The sequence below is a fragment of the Arthrobacter sp. zg-Y20 genome, assembly GCF_030142075.1.
Lineage (GTDB): Bacteria > Actinomycetota > Actinomycetes > Actinomycetales > Micrococcaceae > Arthrobacter_B.
Window position 1 is genome coordinate 459,120 of record NZ_CP126241.1, and the last position, 17,080, is coordinate 476,199.

The 17,080-nt window shown below is 65.2% G+C and carries 17 protein-coding genes and 1 tRNA gene; 9 read left to right on the top strand and 9 right to left on the bottom strand.

The window, feature by feature from the left end; translation table 11 throughout:
• Positions 1-156: 156 nt before the first annotated feature.
• Positions 157-468, bottom strand: coding sequence for a helix-turn-helix domain-containing protein (locus QNO06_RS02345; RefSeq protein ID WP_227913198.1), 312 nt, complete (start codon positions 466-468; stop codon positions 157-159).
• Between the two features lie 75 nt (positions 469-543).
• Between QNO06_RS02345 and QNO06_RS02350 the strand changes: the two genes are divergently transcribed.
• From QNO06_RS02350 to QNO06_RS02360, 3 genes are all read left to right on the top strand, one after another.
• A complete protein-coding gene (locus QNO06_RS02350; protein ID WP_227913201.1) occupies positions 544-903 on the top strand; it encodes a helix-turn-helix domain-containing protein in 360 nt (119 codons plus the stop codon).
• On the top strand, positions 884-1,291 hold the full coding sequence (locus QNO06_RS02355) for a hypothetical protein (RefSeq protein ID WP_227913202.1): 408 nt from the start codon (positions 884-886) through the stop codon (positions 1,289-1,291). The genes QNO06_RS02350 and QNO06_RS02355 overlap by 20 nt, the downstream gene beginning before the upstream one ends.
• A gap of 73 nt (positions 1,292-1,364) precedes the next feature.
• Entirely contained in the window at positions 1,365-2,594 is a 1,230-nt protein-coding gene (locus QNO06_RS02360) for a site-specific integrase (protein ID WP_227913203.1), read from the top strand.
• Between the two features lie 7 nt (positions 2,595-2,601).
• On the opposite strand, the gene QNO06_RS02365 is transcribed toward QNO06_RS02360, so the two are convergent.
• Complete coding sequence (locus tag QNO06_RS02365) at positions 2,602-3,303, bottom strand: hypothetical protein (RefSeq protein WP_227913204.1); 702 nt, start codon at positions 3,301-3,303, stop codon at positions 2,602-2,604.
• Between the two features lie 207 nt (positions 3,304-3,510).
• Between QNO06_RS02365 and QNO06_RS02370 the strand changes: the two genes are divergently transcribed.
• The gene (locus tag QNO06_RS02370; RefSeq protein WP_227913205.1) at positions 3,511-3,921 is read left to right on the top strand and encodes a hypothetical protein; all 411 of its coding nucleotides are present in this window, start codon (positions 3,511-3,513) and stop codon (positions 3,919-3,921) included.
• Between the two features lie 223 nt (positions 3,922-4,144).
• Here the strand turns inward: QNO06_RS02370 and QNO06_RS02375 are convergent.
• Positions 4,145-4,220 (bottom strand) — tRNA-Arg (locus QNO06_RS02375).
• A 331-nt stretch (positions 4,221-4,551) separates the two neighbouring features.
• On the opposite strand from QNO06_RS02375, the gene QNO06_RS02380 reads away from it, so the two are divergent.
• Positions 4,552-6,435, top strand: coding sequence for a phosphoenolpyruvate carboxykinase (GTP) (locus tag QNO06_RS02380; protein ID WP_227913206.1), 1,884 nt, complete (start codon positions 4,552-4,554; stop codon positions 6,433-6,435).
• A 110-nt stretch (positions 6,436-6,545) separates the two neighbouring features.
• Here QNO06_RS02380 and QNO06_RS02385 read toward each other — a convergent pair whose 3' ends face one another.
• Complete coding sequence (locus QNO06_RS02385; RefSeq protein WP_227913207.1) at positions 6,546-6,998, bottom strand: hypothetical protein; 453 nt, start codon at positions 6,996-6,998, stop codon at positions 6,546-6,548.
• A gap of 4 nt (positions 6,999-7,002) precedes the next feature.
• Entirely contained in the window at positions 7,003-8,409 is a 1,407-nt protein-coding gene (locus QNO06_RS02390; protein WP_227913209.1) for a phosphomannomutase/phosphoglucomutase, read from the bottom strand.
• A gap of 159 nt (positions 8,410-8,568) precedes the next feature.
• Here QNO06_RS02390 and QNO06_RS02395 point away from each other — a divergent pair, with 159 nt between their 5' ends.
• Positions 8,569-10,707, top strand: coding sequence for a RecQ family ATP-dependent DNA helicase (locus QNO06_RS02395; protein WP_227913346.1), 2,139 nt, complete (start codon positions 8,569-8,571; stop codon positions 10,705-10,707).
• 18 nt (positions 10,708-10,725) lie between these two features.
• On the opposite strand, the gene QNO06_RS02400 is transcribed toward QNO06_RS02395, so the two are convergent.
• From QNO06_RS02400 to QNO06_RS02410, 3 genes are all read right to left on the bottom strand, one after another.
• Positions 10,726-12,303, bottom strand: a complete 1,578-nt coding sequence (locus QNO06_RS02400; protein ID WP_227913210.1) for a phenylacetate--CoA ligase family protein — start codon at positions 12,301-12,303, stop codon at positions 10,726-10,728.
• A complete protein-coding gene (locus QNO06_RS02405; RefSeq protein ID WP_227913211.1) occupies positions 12,300-13,340 on the bottom strand; it encodes a nitroreductase family protein in 1,041 nt (346 codons plus the stop codon). Before QNO06_RS02405 ends, QNO06_RS02400 begins: the two co-directional genes overlap by 4 nt.
• A 127-nt stretch (positions 13,341-13,467) precedes the next feature.
• Positions 13,468-14,310 (bottom strand): alpha/beta fold hydrolase, encoded by an 843-nt coding sequence (locus tag QNO06_RS02410; protein ID WP_227913215.1) that lies wholly within the window; start codon positions 14,308-14,310, stop codon positions 13,468-13,470.
• 98 nt (positions 14,311-14,408) lie between these two features.
• Between QNO06_RS02410 and QNO06_RS02415 the strand changes: the two genes are divergently transcribed.
• Together QNO06_RS02415 and QNO06_RS02420 are read left to right on the top strand one after the other, a co-directional pair.
• The gene (locus QNO06_RS02415) at positions 14,409-14,978 is read left to right on the top strand and encodes a TetR/AcrR family transcriptional regulator (protein WP_227913217.1); all 570 of its coding nucleotides are present in this window, start codon (positions 14,409-14,411) and stop codon (positions 14,976-14,978) included.
• 102 nt (positions 14,979-15,080) lie between these two features.
• A complete protein-coding gene (locus QNO06_RS02420) occupies positions 15,081-15,668 on the top strand; it encodes a hypothetical protein (protein ID WP_227913219.1) in 588 nt (195 codons plus the stop codon).
• Here QNO06_RS02420 and QNO06_RS02425 read toward each other — a convergent pair.
• Positions 15,653-16,483, bottom strand: coding sequence for a crotonase/enoyl-CoA hydratase family protein (locus tag QNO06_RS02425; protein WP_227913221.1), 831 nt, complete (start codon positions 16,481-16,483; stop codon positions 15,653-15,655). The two genes, QNO06_RS02420 and QNO06_RS02425, sit on opposite strands and share 16 nt — an antisense overlap.
• An 88-nt stretch (positions 16,484-16,571) precedes the next feature.
• On the opposite strand from QNO06_RS02425, the gene QNO06_RS02430 reads away from it, so the two are divergent.
• Positions 16,572-17,078: a hypothetical protein gene (locus tag QNO06_RS02430; RefSeq protein WP_227913223.1), complete on the top strand. Its 507-nt coding sequence runs from the start codon at positions 16,572-16,574 to the stop codon at positions 17,076-17,078.
• Positions 17,079-17,080 lie beyond the last annotated feature (2 nt).

Consider the following 17,080-nt stretch of genomic DNA (forward strand, 5'->3'; position numbering starts at 1 on the left):
GCGGCGGCTTGAGGATTGGGTGAGGCGGCTCAGTGATTCTTTGGCGAGATGCTGAGCCGCCTCTTTAGTTGTGGGGTGGGGCCGGCTGCTCGCTTGGGGGAAGAAGCAACCGGCCCCGGCACTCCGGCGGCCCATGGGGGTCGACCGCCGGAGAGTTCAGGGGATGGCAGTTAGCGGGCGCCCGTGGGCGGCCTCCATCTGGCGGAGTGCGTTGAGCTCGGCCTGCTGGATGATCTCCGTCGGGCCCTTACCCACCACCCGGCACAGGTCCAGGAAGTGGGTGAGTTCCAGGTGGCGCTCACGGCGGCGGATCCTCCAGAAGATGTTCTTTGAGATACCCGCCTGCCGCTGGAGTGTCGACGTACTGATGCCCTGTCTAGCTGCTTCTGCGAGGATTTCCCCGAGGATCGCGTCCTCACTCGGACCCGGCGGTGCATCCGGCAGTCTCGGGTAGGTAGTTGAAGTCATGCGCATAATCTATGCGTATCCGCATAGGCAGGTCAAGTATTGAAACACTTATGCGTGTCGTGGTAATTTTTGGACATGTCTAACGATCCTGTCCTTGACGCGGTGCCGGCCGTACTCCGCGCCCAGATTGCTTACCGCAACGCCAGCCAGTCCTCACTGAGCCGCGAAACAGGGATCCCGCAATCCACAATTTCCCGCATCCTCAGCGGGCAGCGCGTCGTTGACCTCGAACAGCTCGTGCAAATCTGTCGCGCACTCGGCGTATCTGTTGGCGCCGTCATGGACCAGGCCGAACGCGCTGCTCAAACCCCGGACGACTACGCTCCCGTGATTCCCCTCCGTCGGGAAACGTCGGAGGACGTCTCTAGCATTGTCGGACGCGCAGCAGCACGCAGGGGTAAGGGGAAAAAAGAGGATGGTCTCGAAGACGACTGAAGTCGTTTACGCGTATCTGCCAGGAGATATGACGGGGGTGTATGACAGGGTGCTGGATATCATCATCATCGACCCGCGCTGCGACCCCGCAACCCGCAGGTCGACGGAAGCCCACGAACGGGTCCATGCAGAGCGCGGGGACAGCCAATGCGAAGATCACTGGTTTGACGCAAAGCAGGAACGCATCGTCGAACTGGAGGCGGCCCGGCGGCTCATCCCAGTACATCTCCTCGAAGACGGTCTCCGCTGGTGCTCCAGCCACCCGGAGGAACTCGCCCACTACCTGGACGTCGACCTCGACATGCTCCATGCCCGGATAGAGACTCTCACCGACGAAGAGAAGTTCGTCCTCGAACGAACCCTGCGGACATTGGAAAGGGGCGCTTGATGCCCACAGCGCCCAGCTATTTCCGATGAGGGGGCGAGCCCCGCTGCCCATTGGCGGCCATGGTGAGATCAAAGTGGACATCGTTGCCTCGTGGCACGCCACTTGCACCTACAGGCTGAACGACGAGAGCCGTCCCCTCTCTGCGCAGGGAGACACGGCAGCGAAGGCACAGCTGCGCCTCGAAGAAAAACTCGGCTCGAGGAATCTGCTCCCGGCCTCTCCGATAGTCACAGGCGAGCGCCGAGTCATTACCGCACGCACGATCTACAGAGATCTCGATGGGATATCCCGTCGCATTACAGCCACCGGTGCTTCCAGGGCGGCGGCCCTACGAAACATCACCGAGAAAATGGAGGGCCGACGCCGGGTCTCGGGTGAGGAGATCACTCCCGACACCCTGATTCCAGTCTTGGCTAAGAGCTGGCTAGCAACGGTAGACCAATCGCAGTCGACCAAAGATGCCTACGGCAAGATCATTGAGAAGTACATCAACCCTCAGCTCAGCAACGTCCGCCTGCGGGAAGCCACTACGGCACGACTAGATTCATTCCTCCGCAGCTGCCCGGAGGACATGCCTACCGTTGCTCGCCGCTCCCGAATAGTGCTCAACATGATGTTCGCAATGGCGTCCCGATATGACGCTGTACCGGCCAACCCGGTGACGGATACGAAGTTGCCGCGCGCCACGAAGAGTGTGGTGAAGGCGTTGACAGTGGAGGAAGTCCTGGAGCTGAGAGCCGACATCGCTGCCTGGGCACTCAGGAGGAAGGGCCGCGATTCGATGGTGGACATGGTGGACCTGTTCATAGGCACGGGTCTTCGCCCGGGCGAACTGCTGGCAGTGCGGCACCAGGACGTTGATTTGAAGGCCGGCACACTCACCGTGACAGGCACTGTGAAACGGGATTCCGTGAACGGCCTGCACCGACAGCCGCACCCCAAGACAGCAACGAGCGTCCGAACCCTGAAGCTTCCCGAATTCGCGGTCTCCATGCTGCGACGTCGGCGGATCGCCGCAGCCTCTGATCTGGTCTTCCCGAATAAGTTCGGCGGTCCGTTGGAGCCTGCGAACTTCCATCGGCTATGGCGAGATGCCAGGGGCGCGAAGTGGGGATCTGTCGAACCTCGTGCCTTCCGCCGTGCCGTGGCCACACTTATCACCCGGGAAAAGGATTCCATGACCGCGGCCGCGCAACTGGGACATAGCGGTGGTGATTCCGTGACGTGGAAGCACTACATCGAGCGCGAGACACTCGCACCGGACAGCTCCACTGCTCTGGGCAAGTTCCGCCGCGTGGAGTAGTGCTTCTTCAATTGGAAGACGATCCGCTCGCGACCGTGAACGGAGCGCCTGGCATATTCGACAGTTCATCGCGCCAGCGGTTCTCGAGGTTGCCTCGCGTTTCCTTCATGAACCCGAGGAATTCAGTGCGACCCGGGCTGTCCGCTGAAGAAAGGACGATTCCGGAAGAGGTGAACGCTGTTTCGACTTCGCCGAGGAATCGCGTCCACGCACTACGCGTCTCAGCAGGTGCTTCATTCAGCTGCGCAAGATACCGGGCAGGCTTCCACAGTATGTTGGCCCACGCCAGGAGCTCCAGATTGCTGTTGCGATCGTCGATCTCCATTTCCCAGCGGTATGTATGCGTAGCAAATTGGACCCGCTGGGCGTCCACGGCGTCAGGACTAACAGCGGCAGCAACGCCAAAGCCGTTGGCTGATCCCAGCAAGTCGGCCATGACCTGGTTGCGCCGAACTCGTTCCGCTTCGTCCCGTTGCTCGGCAAGCTGTGCTTCGCTCAGTCTCTTTTGTTCTTCGAGTTGCATTTTCGAGAGTCGCGCTTGCTCCGTGGCCGCGTCCGCTGCAATTAGTCGCTGGTGCGCATTCGATCTGTTCAATACCGTTACCGCAACCCATGCGGCTACGGCGGCCGACATAACCGCTGCGGGCACGGCGCCTAACGCGCCGGCCCAGAGCGAGATCCAAGCGTCTCTATCAATCCCCATAAACATGCACGCGAGCCTACAGGGTCCGCGCACATGGGATCGTCGTGCGCTCCCGGTCCCTGGAGCTCCGAGGTCACATCTGGCGGCGGAACTGGTGATCTCGCACGGATAAATCGGGGCCTGCTCAGGGCTAGGGGGTGGGCTTCCGGATCCGTGCAGGCCGCCATAGTGTGATCCTGAGGTTTCTCCCGGTCCCACAGTAAGGCTCCTCCCATGGATGGCTGGACAGGAATAATTGGGGCGCTTCTGGGCGCTGGCGTTGGATTCGTTGCCGTGTGGTGGCAGCACCAAGCCCAGAGCCTGGAACGGATTCGCAGTAAAGGTGCCGAACTGGTTGCCCTGGGGGATAGGTACTCCCTCGGGATGTACGAGAACCCGCGACGCCACGCGGAGAGCCAAACAACGGCTGATCTGCAGCGGGGGCGGATCGACGCCATGCAGGCGATCGCTAGGTATCTCGATATTTCTGCGACGCCTGACCTCGCTTTCCACGCCAACAATTTCGTTGCGGCGACGGCAGGGTTGACCGGTCAAGTGGCAGACGAACAGGGTCCTGAGGTTGCCCATGACCAGTTCCGTGAAGCAAGGGGGGCCATCCTCAAAGCGTTGAAAAGGAAACGGTAGCCGTGCAGCTGGAGACGTCCCGCGGAGGGGACTGATCTAGGCCCGTGCGTGTTGGGCGAGAAGCGGCACATCGAAGTCTCTGGCCTTCGACGTAGGGATCTTCCGTACCCATGGCTGCTGTGGGTTCACTGAATAAACTACGACTAAACTACGACGAGGCTGATTCCGGGCAAACAAAAAACCCGGTCTGACCAGGATTTCTCCTGATCAGACCGGGTCTGAGTGGTGCGCGCGAAGGGATTCGAACCCCCAACCTTCTGATCCGTAGTCAGATGCTCTATCCGTTGAGCTACGCACGCATAAGAACTACTCTATCAAACCTCTGGAGCCGATTTTCACCGGTGATTCTTCAGTTCTTCAAGACTCTTTCAAGTTCTTTCGTGGCTGTTTGGCCGTAGATAACTATAGCGGGCTTTCCGGGGCAACGCCAATTCGAGGAGGTGTCAGCTGCGTCACTAGACCGGTCTATGTGACGTTAGTCACACTGGAGTAGGCTGTGAGCCACATTTCTCTTGGATTTCAGGGTCCGTCTCTTCCGGCGGCGGTAAAGGTGCGATCTTTGCCGCCGGAGCGGTCGGTACGGCGCACTTAGCATCAAAACACACCACTGACCCAACGAAGGGAAGAGTCATGGGCGATGACGCGCGTCAGCTAGTTCTCGATGAGAGCGGCGAAAACGCTGCCAGCCAGCCGCTGGACACAAAGGGTGGGGCAGCCGCCCCAACCACCCACCAGGCCCTCCTAGCGTGGGTGAACGAAGTTGCCGAGCTGACGCAGCCGGACCGCGTGTACTGGGTAACCGGTTCCGAGGAGGAAAACCGGTCCCTGACCGATGAACTGGTGGACGCAGGCACCCTGGTCCGGCTCAACCCTGAGACCTTCCCGAACTCGTTCGCCGCGTTCTCGGACCCGAAGGACGTGGCACGGGTGGAGGAGCAGACCTTTATCTGCTCCGAAAAGCGGAAAGACGCCGGCTTCACCAACAACTGGATGGATCCGGGCGAAATGCGGACCAAGCTGGACGGGCTCTTCGCCGGGTCCATGCGCGGGCGCACCATGTACGTGGTCCCCTTCGTGATGGGCCACCTGGACGCCGAGGACCCCAAGTTCGGCGTCGAAGTCACCGACAGCGCCTACGTGGTGGCCTCCATGCGGATCATGGCGCGCATCGGCACCGACGTGCTGCGCAAGATGGAGGAACTGGACGCTTTCTTTGTCCCGGCCCTGCATTCGGTGGGCTACCCGCTGGCCGAGGGCGAGCAGGACGTGCCGTGGCCGTGCAGCGACGAGAAGTGGATTGTGCACTTTCCTGAGGACCGTTCCATCTGGTCCTACGGATCCGGGTACGGCGGCAACGCGCTGCTGGGCAAGAAATGCTATGCCCTGCGCATCGCCTCGATCATGGCCCGGGACGAGGGCTGGCTGGCCGAGCACATGCTCATCCTCAAGCTCACCAGCCCGGAGCAGAAGGACTACTTCGTTTCCGCGGCGTTCCCCTCGGCCTGCGGCAAGACCAACCTGGCCCTCCTGGATCCCACGATCGAGGGCTGGAAGGTCGAAACCCTGGGCGATGACATCACCTGGATGCGGTTCGGCAAGGAAGGCGAACTGCGGGCCGTGAACCCGGAGTCCGGCCTGTTCGGTGTCGCCCCCGGCACCGGCTGGAGCACCAACCCCAACGCCATGCGCGCCATCGCCAAGGGCAACTCCATTTTCACCAACGTCGCCCTGACCGACGACGGCGGTGTGTGGTGGGAAGGCATGACGGATGAGGCACCGGCGCACCTGACCGACTGGCTGGGCAACGCGTGGACCCCGGATGCCGGGCACCCCGCCGCGCACCCGAATTCGCGTTTCTGCACCCCGATTGACCAGATCGACATGCTTGCGGACGAGTACCACTCGCCCAACGGCGTGCCCGTTTCCGCCATTCTCTTCGGCGGCCGGCGCAAGACCACCGTCCCGCTGGTCACCGAGGCCCGCGACTGGGCCAGCGGCATCTTCATGGGATCCACGCTCTCCTCGGAAACCACGGCGGCCGCGGCCGGCGCGGTGGGTGTGGTCCGGCGCGACCCCATGGCCATGCTGCCTTTCATGGGGTACGACGCCGGGGATTACCTGCGGCACTGGATTGAGCTCAGCGGCAAGGCCAACCAGGAGAAGCTGCCCAAGATCTTCCTGGTGAACTGGTTCCGCCGCACCGCCGACGGAGGGTTCGCCTGGCCCGGCTTCGGCGACAACGCCCGGGTGCTGAAGTGGGTCATTGAACGGCTCGAAGGCACCGCCGGCGCCGTCGAAACCCCCATCGGCTATGTGCCCACCGGGGACTCGATTGACCTCACCGGCCTGGACATGACCCCTGAGGACGTGGAGCAGGCCGTACGGGTGGACCCTCAGGAATGGGCCACCGAACTGGACGGTATTGACGAGTGGTACGCCCGCTTCGGTGCCACCCTGCCGCAGGAACTGCAGGACCGCCTCGACGAGCTCAAGGAGCGCTTCGCCGCAGCCTGAGACCGGTCAGCAGTACCAAAAGCAAAAGGGTGGCCCCGCCGGAACCGGCGGGGCCACCCTTTTGTTTTGCTGCTTTGCTGCTTTGACCCGGCGTGATCCGGATCCGTTAACTAGGCTTCGGGAGCCCAGACAATCCGGTCGCCGGATTCCCAGGTGGGCTCATTGAAGGTCCACTCGTCGCCGTCGTTGGAGTAGGTCTGGATGGCCGAAATGCATACACCTTCGGAGTGCTCGGTCACCACGTGGATGGCGTCCGTGTTTTCCTCCGGCAGGTGGATGTCGGAGAACACGGCCACGGCACGGTTCTCACCCTTCTGCTCGGTGAGCACCGTGTAGAGGTCATCGATCATGGCATCGGCATCGAGGTCTTCGTCGCTTTCTTCCGGCGAGACGGCGATCATGCGCAGCTCGCCGTCGTTCTGGACCACCAGTGCGGCGGGCAGGAAGGCGCCCTGCGCCTCGAGCTGCTCCTGGGTGACGCCCAGCGCGGTGCCGAGCAGGGAGTTCAGGTCCTCCTGGACCTGTGCGGACGGTTCGCTGCCGTTCAGTTCAACATCAGCCATGTTCTTATTTCCTCACTAGTTCAAGTACGTGGTCGCGGACGCGCTCCATGGTGGGCAGGTCCTCTGCTTCAGCGTTCAGCCGCAGGAAGGGTTCGGTGTTGGAGGCGCGCAGGTTGAACCACCAGGCGCCGTCATCGGAAGTGAAGGTCAGCCCGTCCATGGCATCAACCGTGACGCCCTCGCGCTCGTATTCGGCGCGGACGCGGGCGACGGCGGCCGGAACGTCTTCGACCCGGGAGTTCACCTCGCCGGAGGAGAAGTACGGCTCATATTCGCGGGCCAGGTCCGAAAGGACGCGGGTCTGCTCGCCCAGGGCGGCCAGGACGTGCATGGCAGCCAGCATGCCGGTGTCCGCATTGTAGAAGTCGCGGAAGTAGTAGTGCGCGGAGTGCTCCCCGCCGAAGACCGCCCCTTCGCTGGCCATCACGGCCTTGATGAAGGAATGGCCCACCCGGGTGCGGACGGCGCGGCCGCCGTCGTGCGCCACCAGCTCCGGAACGGCGCGGGAGGTGATCAGGTTGTGGATGATCACCGGGGTTTCTTCGCCGGACGCCTTGGCGCGGGCGATTTCCCGGCGGGCCACCAGGGCGGTGACGGCGGAGGGGCTGACCGGCTCGCCCTTTTCGTCAATCACGAAGCAGCGGTCGGCGTCGCCGTCGAAGGCCAGCCCAATGTCTGCGCCGTGTTCGACGACGGCGGCCTGCAGGTCGCGCAGGTTTTCCGGCTCGAGCGGGTTGGCCGGGTGGTTGGGGAAGGACCCGTCCAGTTCAAAGTACAGGGGGATGATGTCCAGGGGGAGGCCCGGGAGGATGGTGTTGCCCAGCACGGCGGGGGTGGTCATGCCGGCCATGCCGTTGCCGGCGTCCACCACTACTTTCAGCGGGCGGATGCCGGAGAGATCCACCAGGTTGCGCAGGTAGCCGGCGTAGTCGGCCAGCACGTCGCGGACCGAGATCTGCCCGGTCTGCGCCCCGGCGGGAATGGCGCCGTCATTCAGGTACTTCTCGGCGAGCGCCTGGATGTCCTTCAGCCCGGTTTCCGAGGAGATGGGTACCGCTCCGGCCTTGGCCATCTTGATGCCGTTGTACTGGGCCGGGTTGTGGCTGGCCGTGAAGGTCACGCCGGCGGCGTTCAGCACACCGCAGGCGTAGTACAGCTCATCGGTGGAGATGAGGTCCAGCAGCAGCACGTTGGCGCCGCGCGCGGTGGCCCCGCGGGCAAAGTCGCGGATGAACTCCGGCGACGACGGACGCATGTCACCGCCTACCAGGACCGTCTGCCCGGCCAGGCCCTGAACGTCAACAAACGCGGCCCCTACGGCCTCGACGATCTGTTCAGTGATGGTCTCGCCTACGACGCCGCGGACGTCGTAGGCCTTGAAGGACGCGGAGAGGTCGAATGCATTGTTCACGTGGGCCAGTCTATAGGGGCGCCCGACGCGGCGGTCTTGTCCACAAGCCGATTCCTGTGCAGAAAACAGTCAGACGGGGCTGGGATAGTGGAAGGTATGGAACGCACGGATACGCACGGCACCCCCTTCAAGTCGGAACAGAATACGGCACAGGACTCGATGCAGGACTCGGCGCAGGACCGTGCCCCGGAATCCTCCGCACTGCACGCGGAGGCCGTGGAGTTGCTGCGCGCGCTGGTGGGCAATGATTCCGCGCAGTTCCACCAGGACCAGTTCGAAGCCATCGAAGCGCTGGTGTCCGGCGGCCGTAGGGCCCTGGTGGTCCAGCGCACCGGCTGGGGCAAATCCGCCGTCTACTTTGTGGCCAGCCTGCTGCTGCGCGCCCGCGGGGCCGGACCAACGCTGATTGTGTCCCCGCTGCTGGCCCTGATGCGGGACCAGGTGGCAGCCGCGGCCCGTGCCGGGGTGCGCGCCGAGGCCATCAACTCCGCGAACCAGCTGGAGTGGCAGGACATTTCCGCCAAGCTGGAAGCCGACCAGGTGGATGTGCTGCTGGTCTCCCCGGAGCGGCTGAACAACCCCGGGTTCCGGGAACAGCACCTGCCCGAACTGATCCGCCGCTCGGGGCTGCTGGTGATCGACGAAGCGCACTGCATTTCCGACTGGGGCCACGACTTCCGCCCGGACTACCGCCGGATCCGCAGCCTGATTGAGCAGCTGCCCTCCTCCGTGCCGGTCCTGGCCACCACGGCCACCGCCAACAGCCGCGTGGTGAAGGACATCGAGGAGCAGCTGGCCTCCGGCGGCGAAGACGTGTTCACCATCCGCGGTCCGCTGGCGCGGAAAAGCCTGCGGCTGGGGGTACTGCGGCTGCCCAATGCCCGCTCCCGGCTGGCCTGGCTGCTCACCCACCTTGACGACCTGCCCGGCAGCGGCATCATCTACGCCCTGACCGTCTCCGCCGCCGAAGACACCGCCAGGCTGCTGCAGAAGGCCGGCCACCCGGTCCTGGCCTACACCGGGCGGACCGATCCGGCGGACCGGGAGGAAGCCGAAGCGGCCCTGAAGGAGAACCGGGTCAAGGCGCTGGTGGCCACCAGTGCGCTGGGCATGGGCTTTGACAAGCCGGACCTGGGGTTTGTCCTGCACCTGGGCGCCCCGTCCTCCCCGGTGGCCTACTACCAGCAGGTGGGACGTGCCGGCCGCGGCACCCCCAATGCAGACGTGCTGCTGCTGCCCGGCGCTGAGGACCGCGACATCTGGCAGTACTTTGCCACCTCCTCCATGCCCGCGGAAGGACCCGCCAACGCGGTGCTCGCCGAGTTGGCCGGCGGCACGGTGCTTTCCACCGGTGTGCTGGAGACCCGGGTGAACCTCAAGCGCTCGCCGCTGGAGCTGCTGCTGAAGGTCCTGGCCGTGGACGGCGCCGTGGAGAAGGTGTCCGGCGGCTGGCGGGGCACCGGCCAGCCCTGGCATTACGACCGCGAACGCTACAAACGCATTGCCGCCGCCCGGGTACGCGAGCAGCAGGCCATGCTCGATTATGAAAGCACCACCGGCTGCCGCATGCAGTTCCTCTCCGAACAGCTGGACGATCCGGCCGCCGCGCCGTGCGGGCGCTGCGACAACTGTGCCGGGCGCTGGTTTGCCGACGACGTCGCTGCCGAGGCCACCGAGAACGCCGGCAGTGCGCTGAGCAAAGTGGGCGTGGAAGTGGATCCGCGCGGCATGTACCCCTCCGGCATGGACCGGCTGGGGGTGCCGGTCAAGGGCAAGATCAAACCCGCACAGGCGGTGTCCTCCGGCCGCGCGCTGGCCCGCCTCACGGATCTGGGCTGGGGCGGACGGCTGCGGGAGATCTTCGCTCCCGGCGTCGAGGATGCCCCGGCCGATCCCGCCCTGGTCAACGGCTGCGTGCAGGTGCTGGCGCAGTGGGGCTGGGAGCAGCGGCCCGTGGCCATAGTCAGTGTTCCGTCCCGGTCCCACCCGCAGCTGGTGGACTCCCTGGCCCGCGGCCTGTCCGAGCTGGGCCGGATCCCGTATCTGGGCGCGCTGCTGGCCCCGCACGGCGGGCCCACGGGCGGCCCCGGCGGCAACAGTGCCTTCCGGCTGGCCGCGGTCTGGGACCAGTTTGCTGTTCCGCCCGAGGGCGCAGCCTGGTTCGCGGCCAACCCGGGACCGGTGCTGCTGGTGGACGATTTTGCGGACAGCCGCTGGACCCTGACCGAAGCGGGCCGGGTGCTCCGCGAGGCCGGGGCTGAATCCGTGCTGCCCTTTGTGCTGGCGCTGAAGGCCTAGGCGGGTTGCGGGAATCGGCTAGGGCTGCGCCGCGTAGGACAGATCCAGGTCCCACTGCGTGGCTTCATCCCCGTCCAGCTGCCATACGTACTCGTTCTTGAGCTTGCGCCCGTCGGCGGTGAAGGGGCCGGTCCGGAAGTCGTAGAAGGCCACCGTGGGCAGGGATGAAGCGGGGGAGGTGCGGATGGCGTTGTTGAAGTCCCCGTTCATCCGGCGCAGCTCGGCGAGCACGTGCGGACGGAACCGCTCCGTGTCGAGCGCCCCGGATGCGGTTGCCTGTTCGGTCAGCTGCAGCGCAATGTGCAGCTGGCGGTTGCCGCCGTCGTCCTCATAACTGATGAGCCGGTGGTTTTCCACGGCGTCGAGCAGCGCCGGCTCGTTGTAGATGACGTCCCGCAGGGCATCAGGGGCCACCACGGCCCCGTTGAAGTCCACCGACAGGTCAGAACGGCCGTAGTGGAACAGCAGTGGCAGGTCCAGCAGCTGCTCGCGCAGCACGTCGTGGAGGCCGTACTCGCGCAGCACCGGTTTCAGGTCCCGCACCCGCATCACATGGCCGCGGTCATGGATGTTGTAGCGGATCCGGGGGTTGATGTTCTCCCGCCGGACAATCGTCACCAGCAGTTCCCCGGCGTCGTTGGTCTCGATCAAATAGCCGTACGGGTTGAACTGGAAGATCATCGGCAGGACGCCGTACTCGTCCTGCTTGGTGATGCGCGCGGCCAGTTCCGGATGCCGGGCCACGGCCTGGCGCAGCGCCACGGAAAAGTCCGTTTCAATGGCCAGGTTGATCTCCAGGTCGGACGCCCCGTAGGAACCAAAGGCACCGTGCGTGTAGCGGTTAATGTGGGCGCGCATGTTCTCGCTGATGCCTTCACCGCCAAAGGCGGCAACTATGTCGTAGTCCTGCCAGTCCAGCCGTGGGTCCTCGAAGAGGGCCTTCAGGAAGGGCGGGTAACTGAGGATGATGTAGGTGAAACCCGGGCCGAACTCCCGCATGGTCTGAATGATCTTGTCCTTGTCCGGACCGATCGACTTGATCATAGTGACGTCGGTCAGCGACGAGGTGACGTTCATGCCGGTGGCCCACGCACCCAGGGAGAACGCATTGAGCACAAAGGGCTGCTTGTCCAGCTCGGCGGCGGTCCGGGCAAAGCCCAGCTGCAGCAGCTGCCGGGTGGCCTCGCGCTCGTCGGGACCCCGGACCCAGCTGGTGGGCACCCCTGAGCTGCCCGAGGATTCATCAACCACCACGCCGCGGCGGGGGAGTTTGCCGCCGATGCAGCGCTCGGCGGTGGTCCACGGGCGGATGTAGCTGTCCTTATCCATTTCCGGGATCTGCGCGAACTCGTCGCAGACCTTGCCGTTGCCGGTGAGCCGGCCCGGGAAGTCCTGCTTGGCCAGGAACTGCCGGTAAGCGGGAACCTTGCGGGCCGCCAGTTCAAAGGTGCGCCACGCTCGCCAGCGGCCCATGGTCCAGCGGAACGATTCGATTCCGGGCAGCAGGAGCAGCTTGTGGGTGGCAACCCGAGGCATAAAGAGGCGCACAAAGCGTTCCTGCACGGCAACAAAGGCGAAGATCAACAGCTTTTTCACGGATGCAGCTCCTGGACGGGGTCAACGATCATGGCAGAAGCAGGGCGCCGGTGCGCCGGGGGTGGCGGGGTGCTGTGGCCAAACCGGAAGAGCATCCAGGCCATCCGCCCGTTACCCTCGGTTGCTCCTGCAGCTTGTACGAACTCGGTGTGCGAGCGAGGGTTGGTGATAACGGTGCCGAACGGATGCAGGTATACATTCCGGCGGGTGAAACCCAGCCAGATCTGCATAAACGTGCGCCCCGCCGCCACGTAGTCGGCGGGTCCGTTGAAGGGCCCCTCCAGCCAGCCCAGCTGGCGCACGCCCCGCATGGTGTTCAGATAGATCCGGCGGATGAGCGCCCCGATCACCGGTGCTTCCCACAGGCCCCGGTGGTGCATGGCGAAACGCAGCACCGGCCCGGGCATCAGCATGGTTTCGGCACTGAGGCCGTCACCGCTCTCCCGGGCTTCGGCGCGGGAGAAACGCAGCCACGTGAGGATTTCGCGGTGCACGGCGTCTTTGCGCAGATCGTCGAACAGGGTGGCTTGGTTGATGTGCACCACCCTGCGGACGAGGGCGGCGTCGCTGGTGCTGCGGAATTCCTGCCCGTGCCGGCGTGCCGTGGCCTCGGCCTCCTCGACAGCGGCGGGTGCCACCACGGTGTTGTCATACGGCCGGCGGGAGGTCTGCCGTGCCTGGAAGGCCTCGAAGGAGGCCACATCCTCCGCGTCGGGAGGCCGCGGCACCAGGGTGAGGTCACCGATGAGGTGAAGCCGGTCAGCGGCCCCGAAGTCCATGTCATCGTGGTGGAGGTCTTCACGGACGTCATATCCGCGGACCCGCGCGCACACACGGACAGATTCCAGGAAAACCCCTGCGCATACATGGCCGAACGGTATGCCAAAGGACTCCGCGGGCAGCCCCAGGTCCAGGTCGTAGTAGACCGTGGCCTCGGTCGGGCTGCGCAGCTGGATCTTCATCGGCTGTGAGTTGTGCGGTGACGGATATCGGTGGGCGTCCTCAATGATGGCCCCCCATGCATCGGATGCGAACATGCCCACACCATACTGTGAGCTGCCCCATGCCGTGCTTTATTCGGTGGGCGGTTCGGCCAAAACAGCGGCAGCGGGCCGCAGACGCGTCCCGCTGCCGCCGCCGGTCAGAGCCGGGTTTGGCGCTGCGCTACTTGCCGGCGAAGCCCAGCAGTGCCTCGTTGACCTCGGCAGCGTGGGTCCACAGCAGGCCGTGCGGTGCGCCGTCGATCTCCACGTAGTCCGCTTCCGGCACCAGCTTGCGGAACCGGCGGGCAGTGGCGTCGATCGGGAGGATGTTGTCCGCCGTGCCGTGCAGGATCAGCACGGGCTTGCCGCTCTCGCGGACGGCGTCGACGTCGGCGCGGAAGTCTTCGATCCAGGTGGGCACTACCGCGTAGGCGGCAACCGGTGCGCTGCGGGTGGCCACGTTCCAGCTGGCAGTGACGGCCTCCTGGCTGATCCGGCTGCCCAGGTTCTCCTCCAGGTTGTAGAAGTCGGAGAAGAAGTTGGTGTACCAGGCGAAGCGGTCTGCCCGGGCGGCTGCTTCAATCCCGTCGAAGACTTCCTGCGGAACACCTTCGGGATTGTCCTCCCGGGCCACCAGGAACGGTTCGAGCGAGGCGAGGAAGGCAAGCTTGGCGATGCGCTCGGACCCGTGCCGGGAGACATAGCGCGCTAGTTCGCCGGTGCCCATGGAGAACCCGACAAGGATCACGTTGTGCAGGTCCAGGGTTTCCAGCACGGTATTCAGATCTGCTGCGAACGTGTCGTAGTCGTAGCCCGAGCCGGCCTTGCTGGACTGGCCGAAGCCACGGCGGTCGTAGGTGATGACGCGGTAGCCGGCGGCGAGCAGTTCGCGGGTCTGGCGCTCCCAGCTGGAGCCGTCCAGCGGGTAACCGTGGATCAGCACAACCGGCTGGCCTGTGCCCTGGTCTTCGTAGTAGAGGTGGGTGGTGGTGCTGTTCTCGGTGCCTGCGGCGATGTAACCCATGATGGACTCCTCTTTTCGGTACCCGCGAGAACGAGCGTTCTCACGGTGTGAACTAGACAATAGAGAACGTTCGTTCTCGCGTCAAGTAGACTGGAGATATGACGAACGAAGACATTGCGGAGCGCGTCCTTTCGGCAGCCGATGACCTGTACTACCGCAAGGGATTCGCTGCCGTCGGGATGGACGAGCTGCGTACTGCCGCGGGCGTTTCACTACGGCGGCTGTACTCCCTGTATCCGTCGAAGGACGACATTATTTCCGCAGTGCTCCGGCGTAAACACGAGGAATGGGAATCAGCGGTTGAGGCACGCGTAGCCGTGGCAGGGGAGGCCCCGCGAGAGCGGCTGCTGGCCGTCTACGACTACCTGCAGGACTGGTTCTGTACCGGGAATTTCCGCGGCTGCGCGTTCATCAACGCCTTCGGTGAACTGGGCGGGACCAATCCTGCCGTGGCCGCCCTCGCACGGGAACACAAGCAATCCTTCCAGCGGTACATGGCCGGCCTGGCCCGGGACCTCGGCGCCACGGAAACCCTGGGGGCACAGCTGGCGATCCTGGCCGAAGGGGCCCAGAGCACGGCTGCCATAGCGGGGGATTCCGCGGCCGCGGTGCAGGCCCGTGCCGCCGCGGAAGTCCTGATCGACGCCGCCCTGCGGCCTGCCGCCTGACTGTTCCGCTCTACGGCCGGGGTTCCGGCGGGGCACCAGGCCGGGGCATGCTAGATTTCCCGGAACCCCGGTATCCAACCGGGCCGCAGACCGGGGGACGGCATGGCCGCAGCATCTAACACGCGCATCGTCACGGCAGGCACAGCGGATGCGCGTCCGGCGGACCGACGGGCGGGCCGGCACCTGTCCGCAGCGACCGGAATAGGCGCGCTGCTGGGCACGGCCTGGCAGCTTGCCGGGGCCGGCAGGCTGCCCTTCCTCCCGCAGAACTGGGCCGGTACGCAGCTGATGAGTTTCGGCGCCGGTATCCTGGCCGCGGCACTGCTTCTCGCCGTCTGGTTCCTCACCGCCCGGGCGGAAACCCGGCAGGGCCTCCGGGTTCAGCGCGGAGCCATGGCCGCACTGGCTGCACTGGCCGTCCTGTGCATTCCCTTTACGCCGGACCTGGTCTTCAGCCCGGTGTTCGGCGGGGCGCTGATTCTCCTGGCCCTGCGTACGCGGGAGGCGCTGACCGCCGCGCTCGGCCTGACGGCACTGGCTGCCGCCGTGGTCCTGGCATTTTGCCCGTCCCTGACCGGCGCGGCACTCATCCCGGCCCTCACCGCGGCGGCCGCCGTCGCCGTCGTTGTGCAGCTAGGAAGCACCCGTGACGAGCCCCGCCGGGACCGTGCCGGCTACTCCCCGCGGTAGACCGGGGGGCGGCGCTCAGCGAACGCGGCGGTGGCCTCACCGAAGTCGCGGCTGGCCAGGAACGCGGTGTTCCAGACCTGGACATAATCCAGGCCGTCCTGCACCGGTCCCTGCGTCCGCCGGTTCATCACCTGTTTGACGCCCTGCACTACCAGCGGGGGATTGGCCGCCACAGCGGCGGCCAGTTCACGGCCGCGTGCGACGACGTCGTCCGCCAGTTCCGTGACCAGCCCCAGTGCATAGGCGCGGGCGGCATCAAAGTCCTCGCCGGTCAGGGCCAGGTGCCGGGTGGCTCCCTCGCCGATGATGGCCGGCAGCCGCTGCAGGGAGCCCAGATCCGCAACAATGGCCACTTTGACCTCCCGTACGCTGAACCGTGCGGCAGGGGAGGAAATGCGGATGTCCGCTGCGGCAATCACGTCAATGGCGCCGCCAATGCACCAGCCGTCCACTGCGGCAATGACGGGCTTGGCGCAGCGGGCCAGCGAGCTCACCGAGTCCTGGAGGGCCTTGATCCGGCGGCGGAAATCCTCGCGCAGTTTCGCGTCCATCCCGCCGGCAGCCAGCATCGGGGCGAAGACCGGGGCCATGGCCGGGAGGTCCAGGCCGTAGCTGAACGTGCCGCCGGAACCGTAGAGCAGCACGGACCGGACGCCGTCGTTGGTGCTCAGCGCATCAAACACCTCGGGCAGTTCGGTCCAGAAGTCCGGCCCCATGGCGTTTCCCTTGGACGGGCCGATCAGCTGCACTTCCGCCACCCCGTCCCGGATATCGACTCGGAGGGACCGTAACTGGGTGGTGGTGCTGGCTGTCATGGCATCTCCGTTGATAGGCCGTGGCTGTGGTGAACGTCAATATACCGGCCGTTTTAAGGCGCGGAGAAAGCGAAGCTAGGATCGAGGTATGGAGCTCGCGGTGATTCTTCTTTTTGTCCTCTCAATAGCAGTTGTCAGCGCGCTGGTGGGCAGGATCCAGAAGCGCCGGGCAGCTGAAGCTCCGGGCGGCGACGGGGACAGTACCGGCAAGGCCCGGCCTGCAGCGCAGCGTCCCGCCAGGCCCCGTTCCACGGCGGAAACCGGCACCTCCCCCCAGGCGGCCAAGGAAGCGGCGTCGCTGCTGAACGCGGCCCAGCACCAGCAGGTGTACGCCGCGCTGGCGCAGGGCCAGCCCGTGAAGGCACTGAAGCTTTACGCACAGTTCACCGGTGCCGGCATCCGCGCCTCGGGGGCCGCCATCCAGAACATGGCCGCCCACCCGCAGCCGTACGTGCGGCCGATCCCGGAGACCGACGGGAAGCCTGCACCGAGCGCCGAAAACCCGACGCCGGCGGCGAAGCCGGATGAGCTGCAGGAAGAAGAAATCAGCAAGTGGGCGCAGCAGCTGCGCCCCGAGGACTTCCTCAAACCCTGACG

Excerpts from the sequence above, each read along its gene's own strand:
- QNO06_RS02345 (WP_227913198.1), bottom strand. The coding sequence starts at position 468 with ATGACTTCAACTACCTACCCGAGACTGCCGGATGCACCGCCGGGTCCG.
- QNO06_RS02350 (WP_227913201.1), top strand. The coding sequence starts at position 544 with ATGTCTAACGATCCTGTCCTTGACGCGGTGCCGGCCGTACTCCGCGCC.
- QNO06_RS02355 (WP_227913202.1), top strand. The coding sequence starts at position 884 with ATGGTCTCGAAGACGACTGAAGTCGTTTACGCGTATCTGCCAGGAGAT.
- QNO06_RS02365 (WP_227913204.1), bottom strand. The coding sequence starts at position 3,303 with ATGTTTATGGGGATTGATAGAGACGCTTGGATCTCGCTCTGGGCCGGC.
- QNO06_RS02370 (WP_227913205.1), top strand. The coding sequence starts at position 3,511 with ATGGATGGCTGGACAGGAATAATTGGGGCGCTTCTGGGCGCTGGCGTT.
- QNO06_RS02380 (WP_227913206.1), top strand. The coding sequence starts at position 4,552 with ATGGGCGATGACGCGCGTCAGCTAGTTCTCGATGAGAGCGGCGAAAAC.
- QNO06_RS02385 (WP_227913207.1), bottom strand. The coding sequence starts at position 6,998 with ATGGCTGATGTTGAACTGAACGGCAGCGAACCGTCCGCACAGGTCCAG.
- QNO06_RS02395 (WP_227913346.1), top strand. The coding sequence starts at position 8,569 with ATGCAGGACTCGGCGCAGGACCGTGCCCCGGAATCCTCCGCACTGCAC.
- QNO06_RS02405 (WP_227913211.1), bottom strand. The coding sequence starts at position 13,340 with ATGTTCGCATCCGATGCATGGGGGGCCATCATTGAGGACGCCCACCGA.
- QNO06_RS02410 (WP_227913215.1), bottom strand. The coding sequence starts at position 14,310 with ATGGGTTACATCGCCGCAGGCACCGAGAACAGCACCACCACCCACCTC.
- QNO06_RS02415 (WP_227913217.1), top strand. The coding sequence starts at position 14,409 with ATGACGAACGAAGACATTGCGGAGCGCGTCCTTTCGGCAGCCGATGAC.
- QNO06_RS02420 (WP_227913219.1), top strand. The coding sequence starts at position 15,081 with ATGGCCGCAGCATCTAACACGCGCATCGTCACGGCAGGCACAGCGGAT.
- QNO06_RS02425 (WP_227913221.1), bottom strand. The coding sequence starts at position 16,483 with ATGACAGCCAGCACCACCACCCAGTTACGGTCCCTCCGAGTCGATATC.
- QNO06_RS02430 (WP_227913223.1), top strand. The coding sequence starts at position 16,572 with ATGGAGCTCGCGGTGATTCTTCTTTTTGTCCTCTCAATAGCAGTTGTC.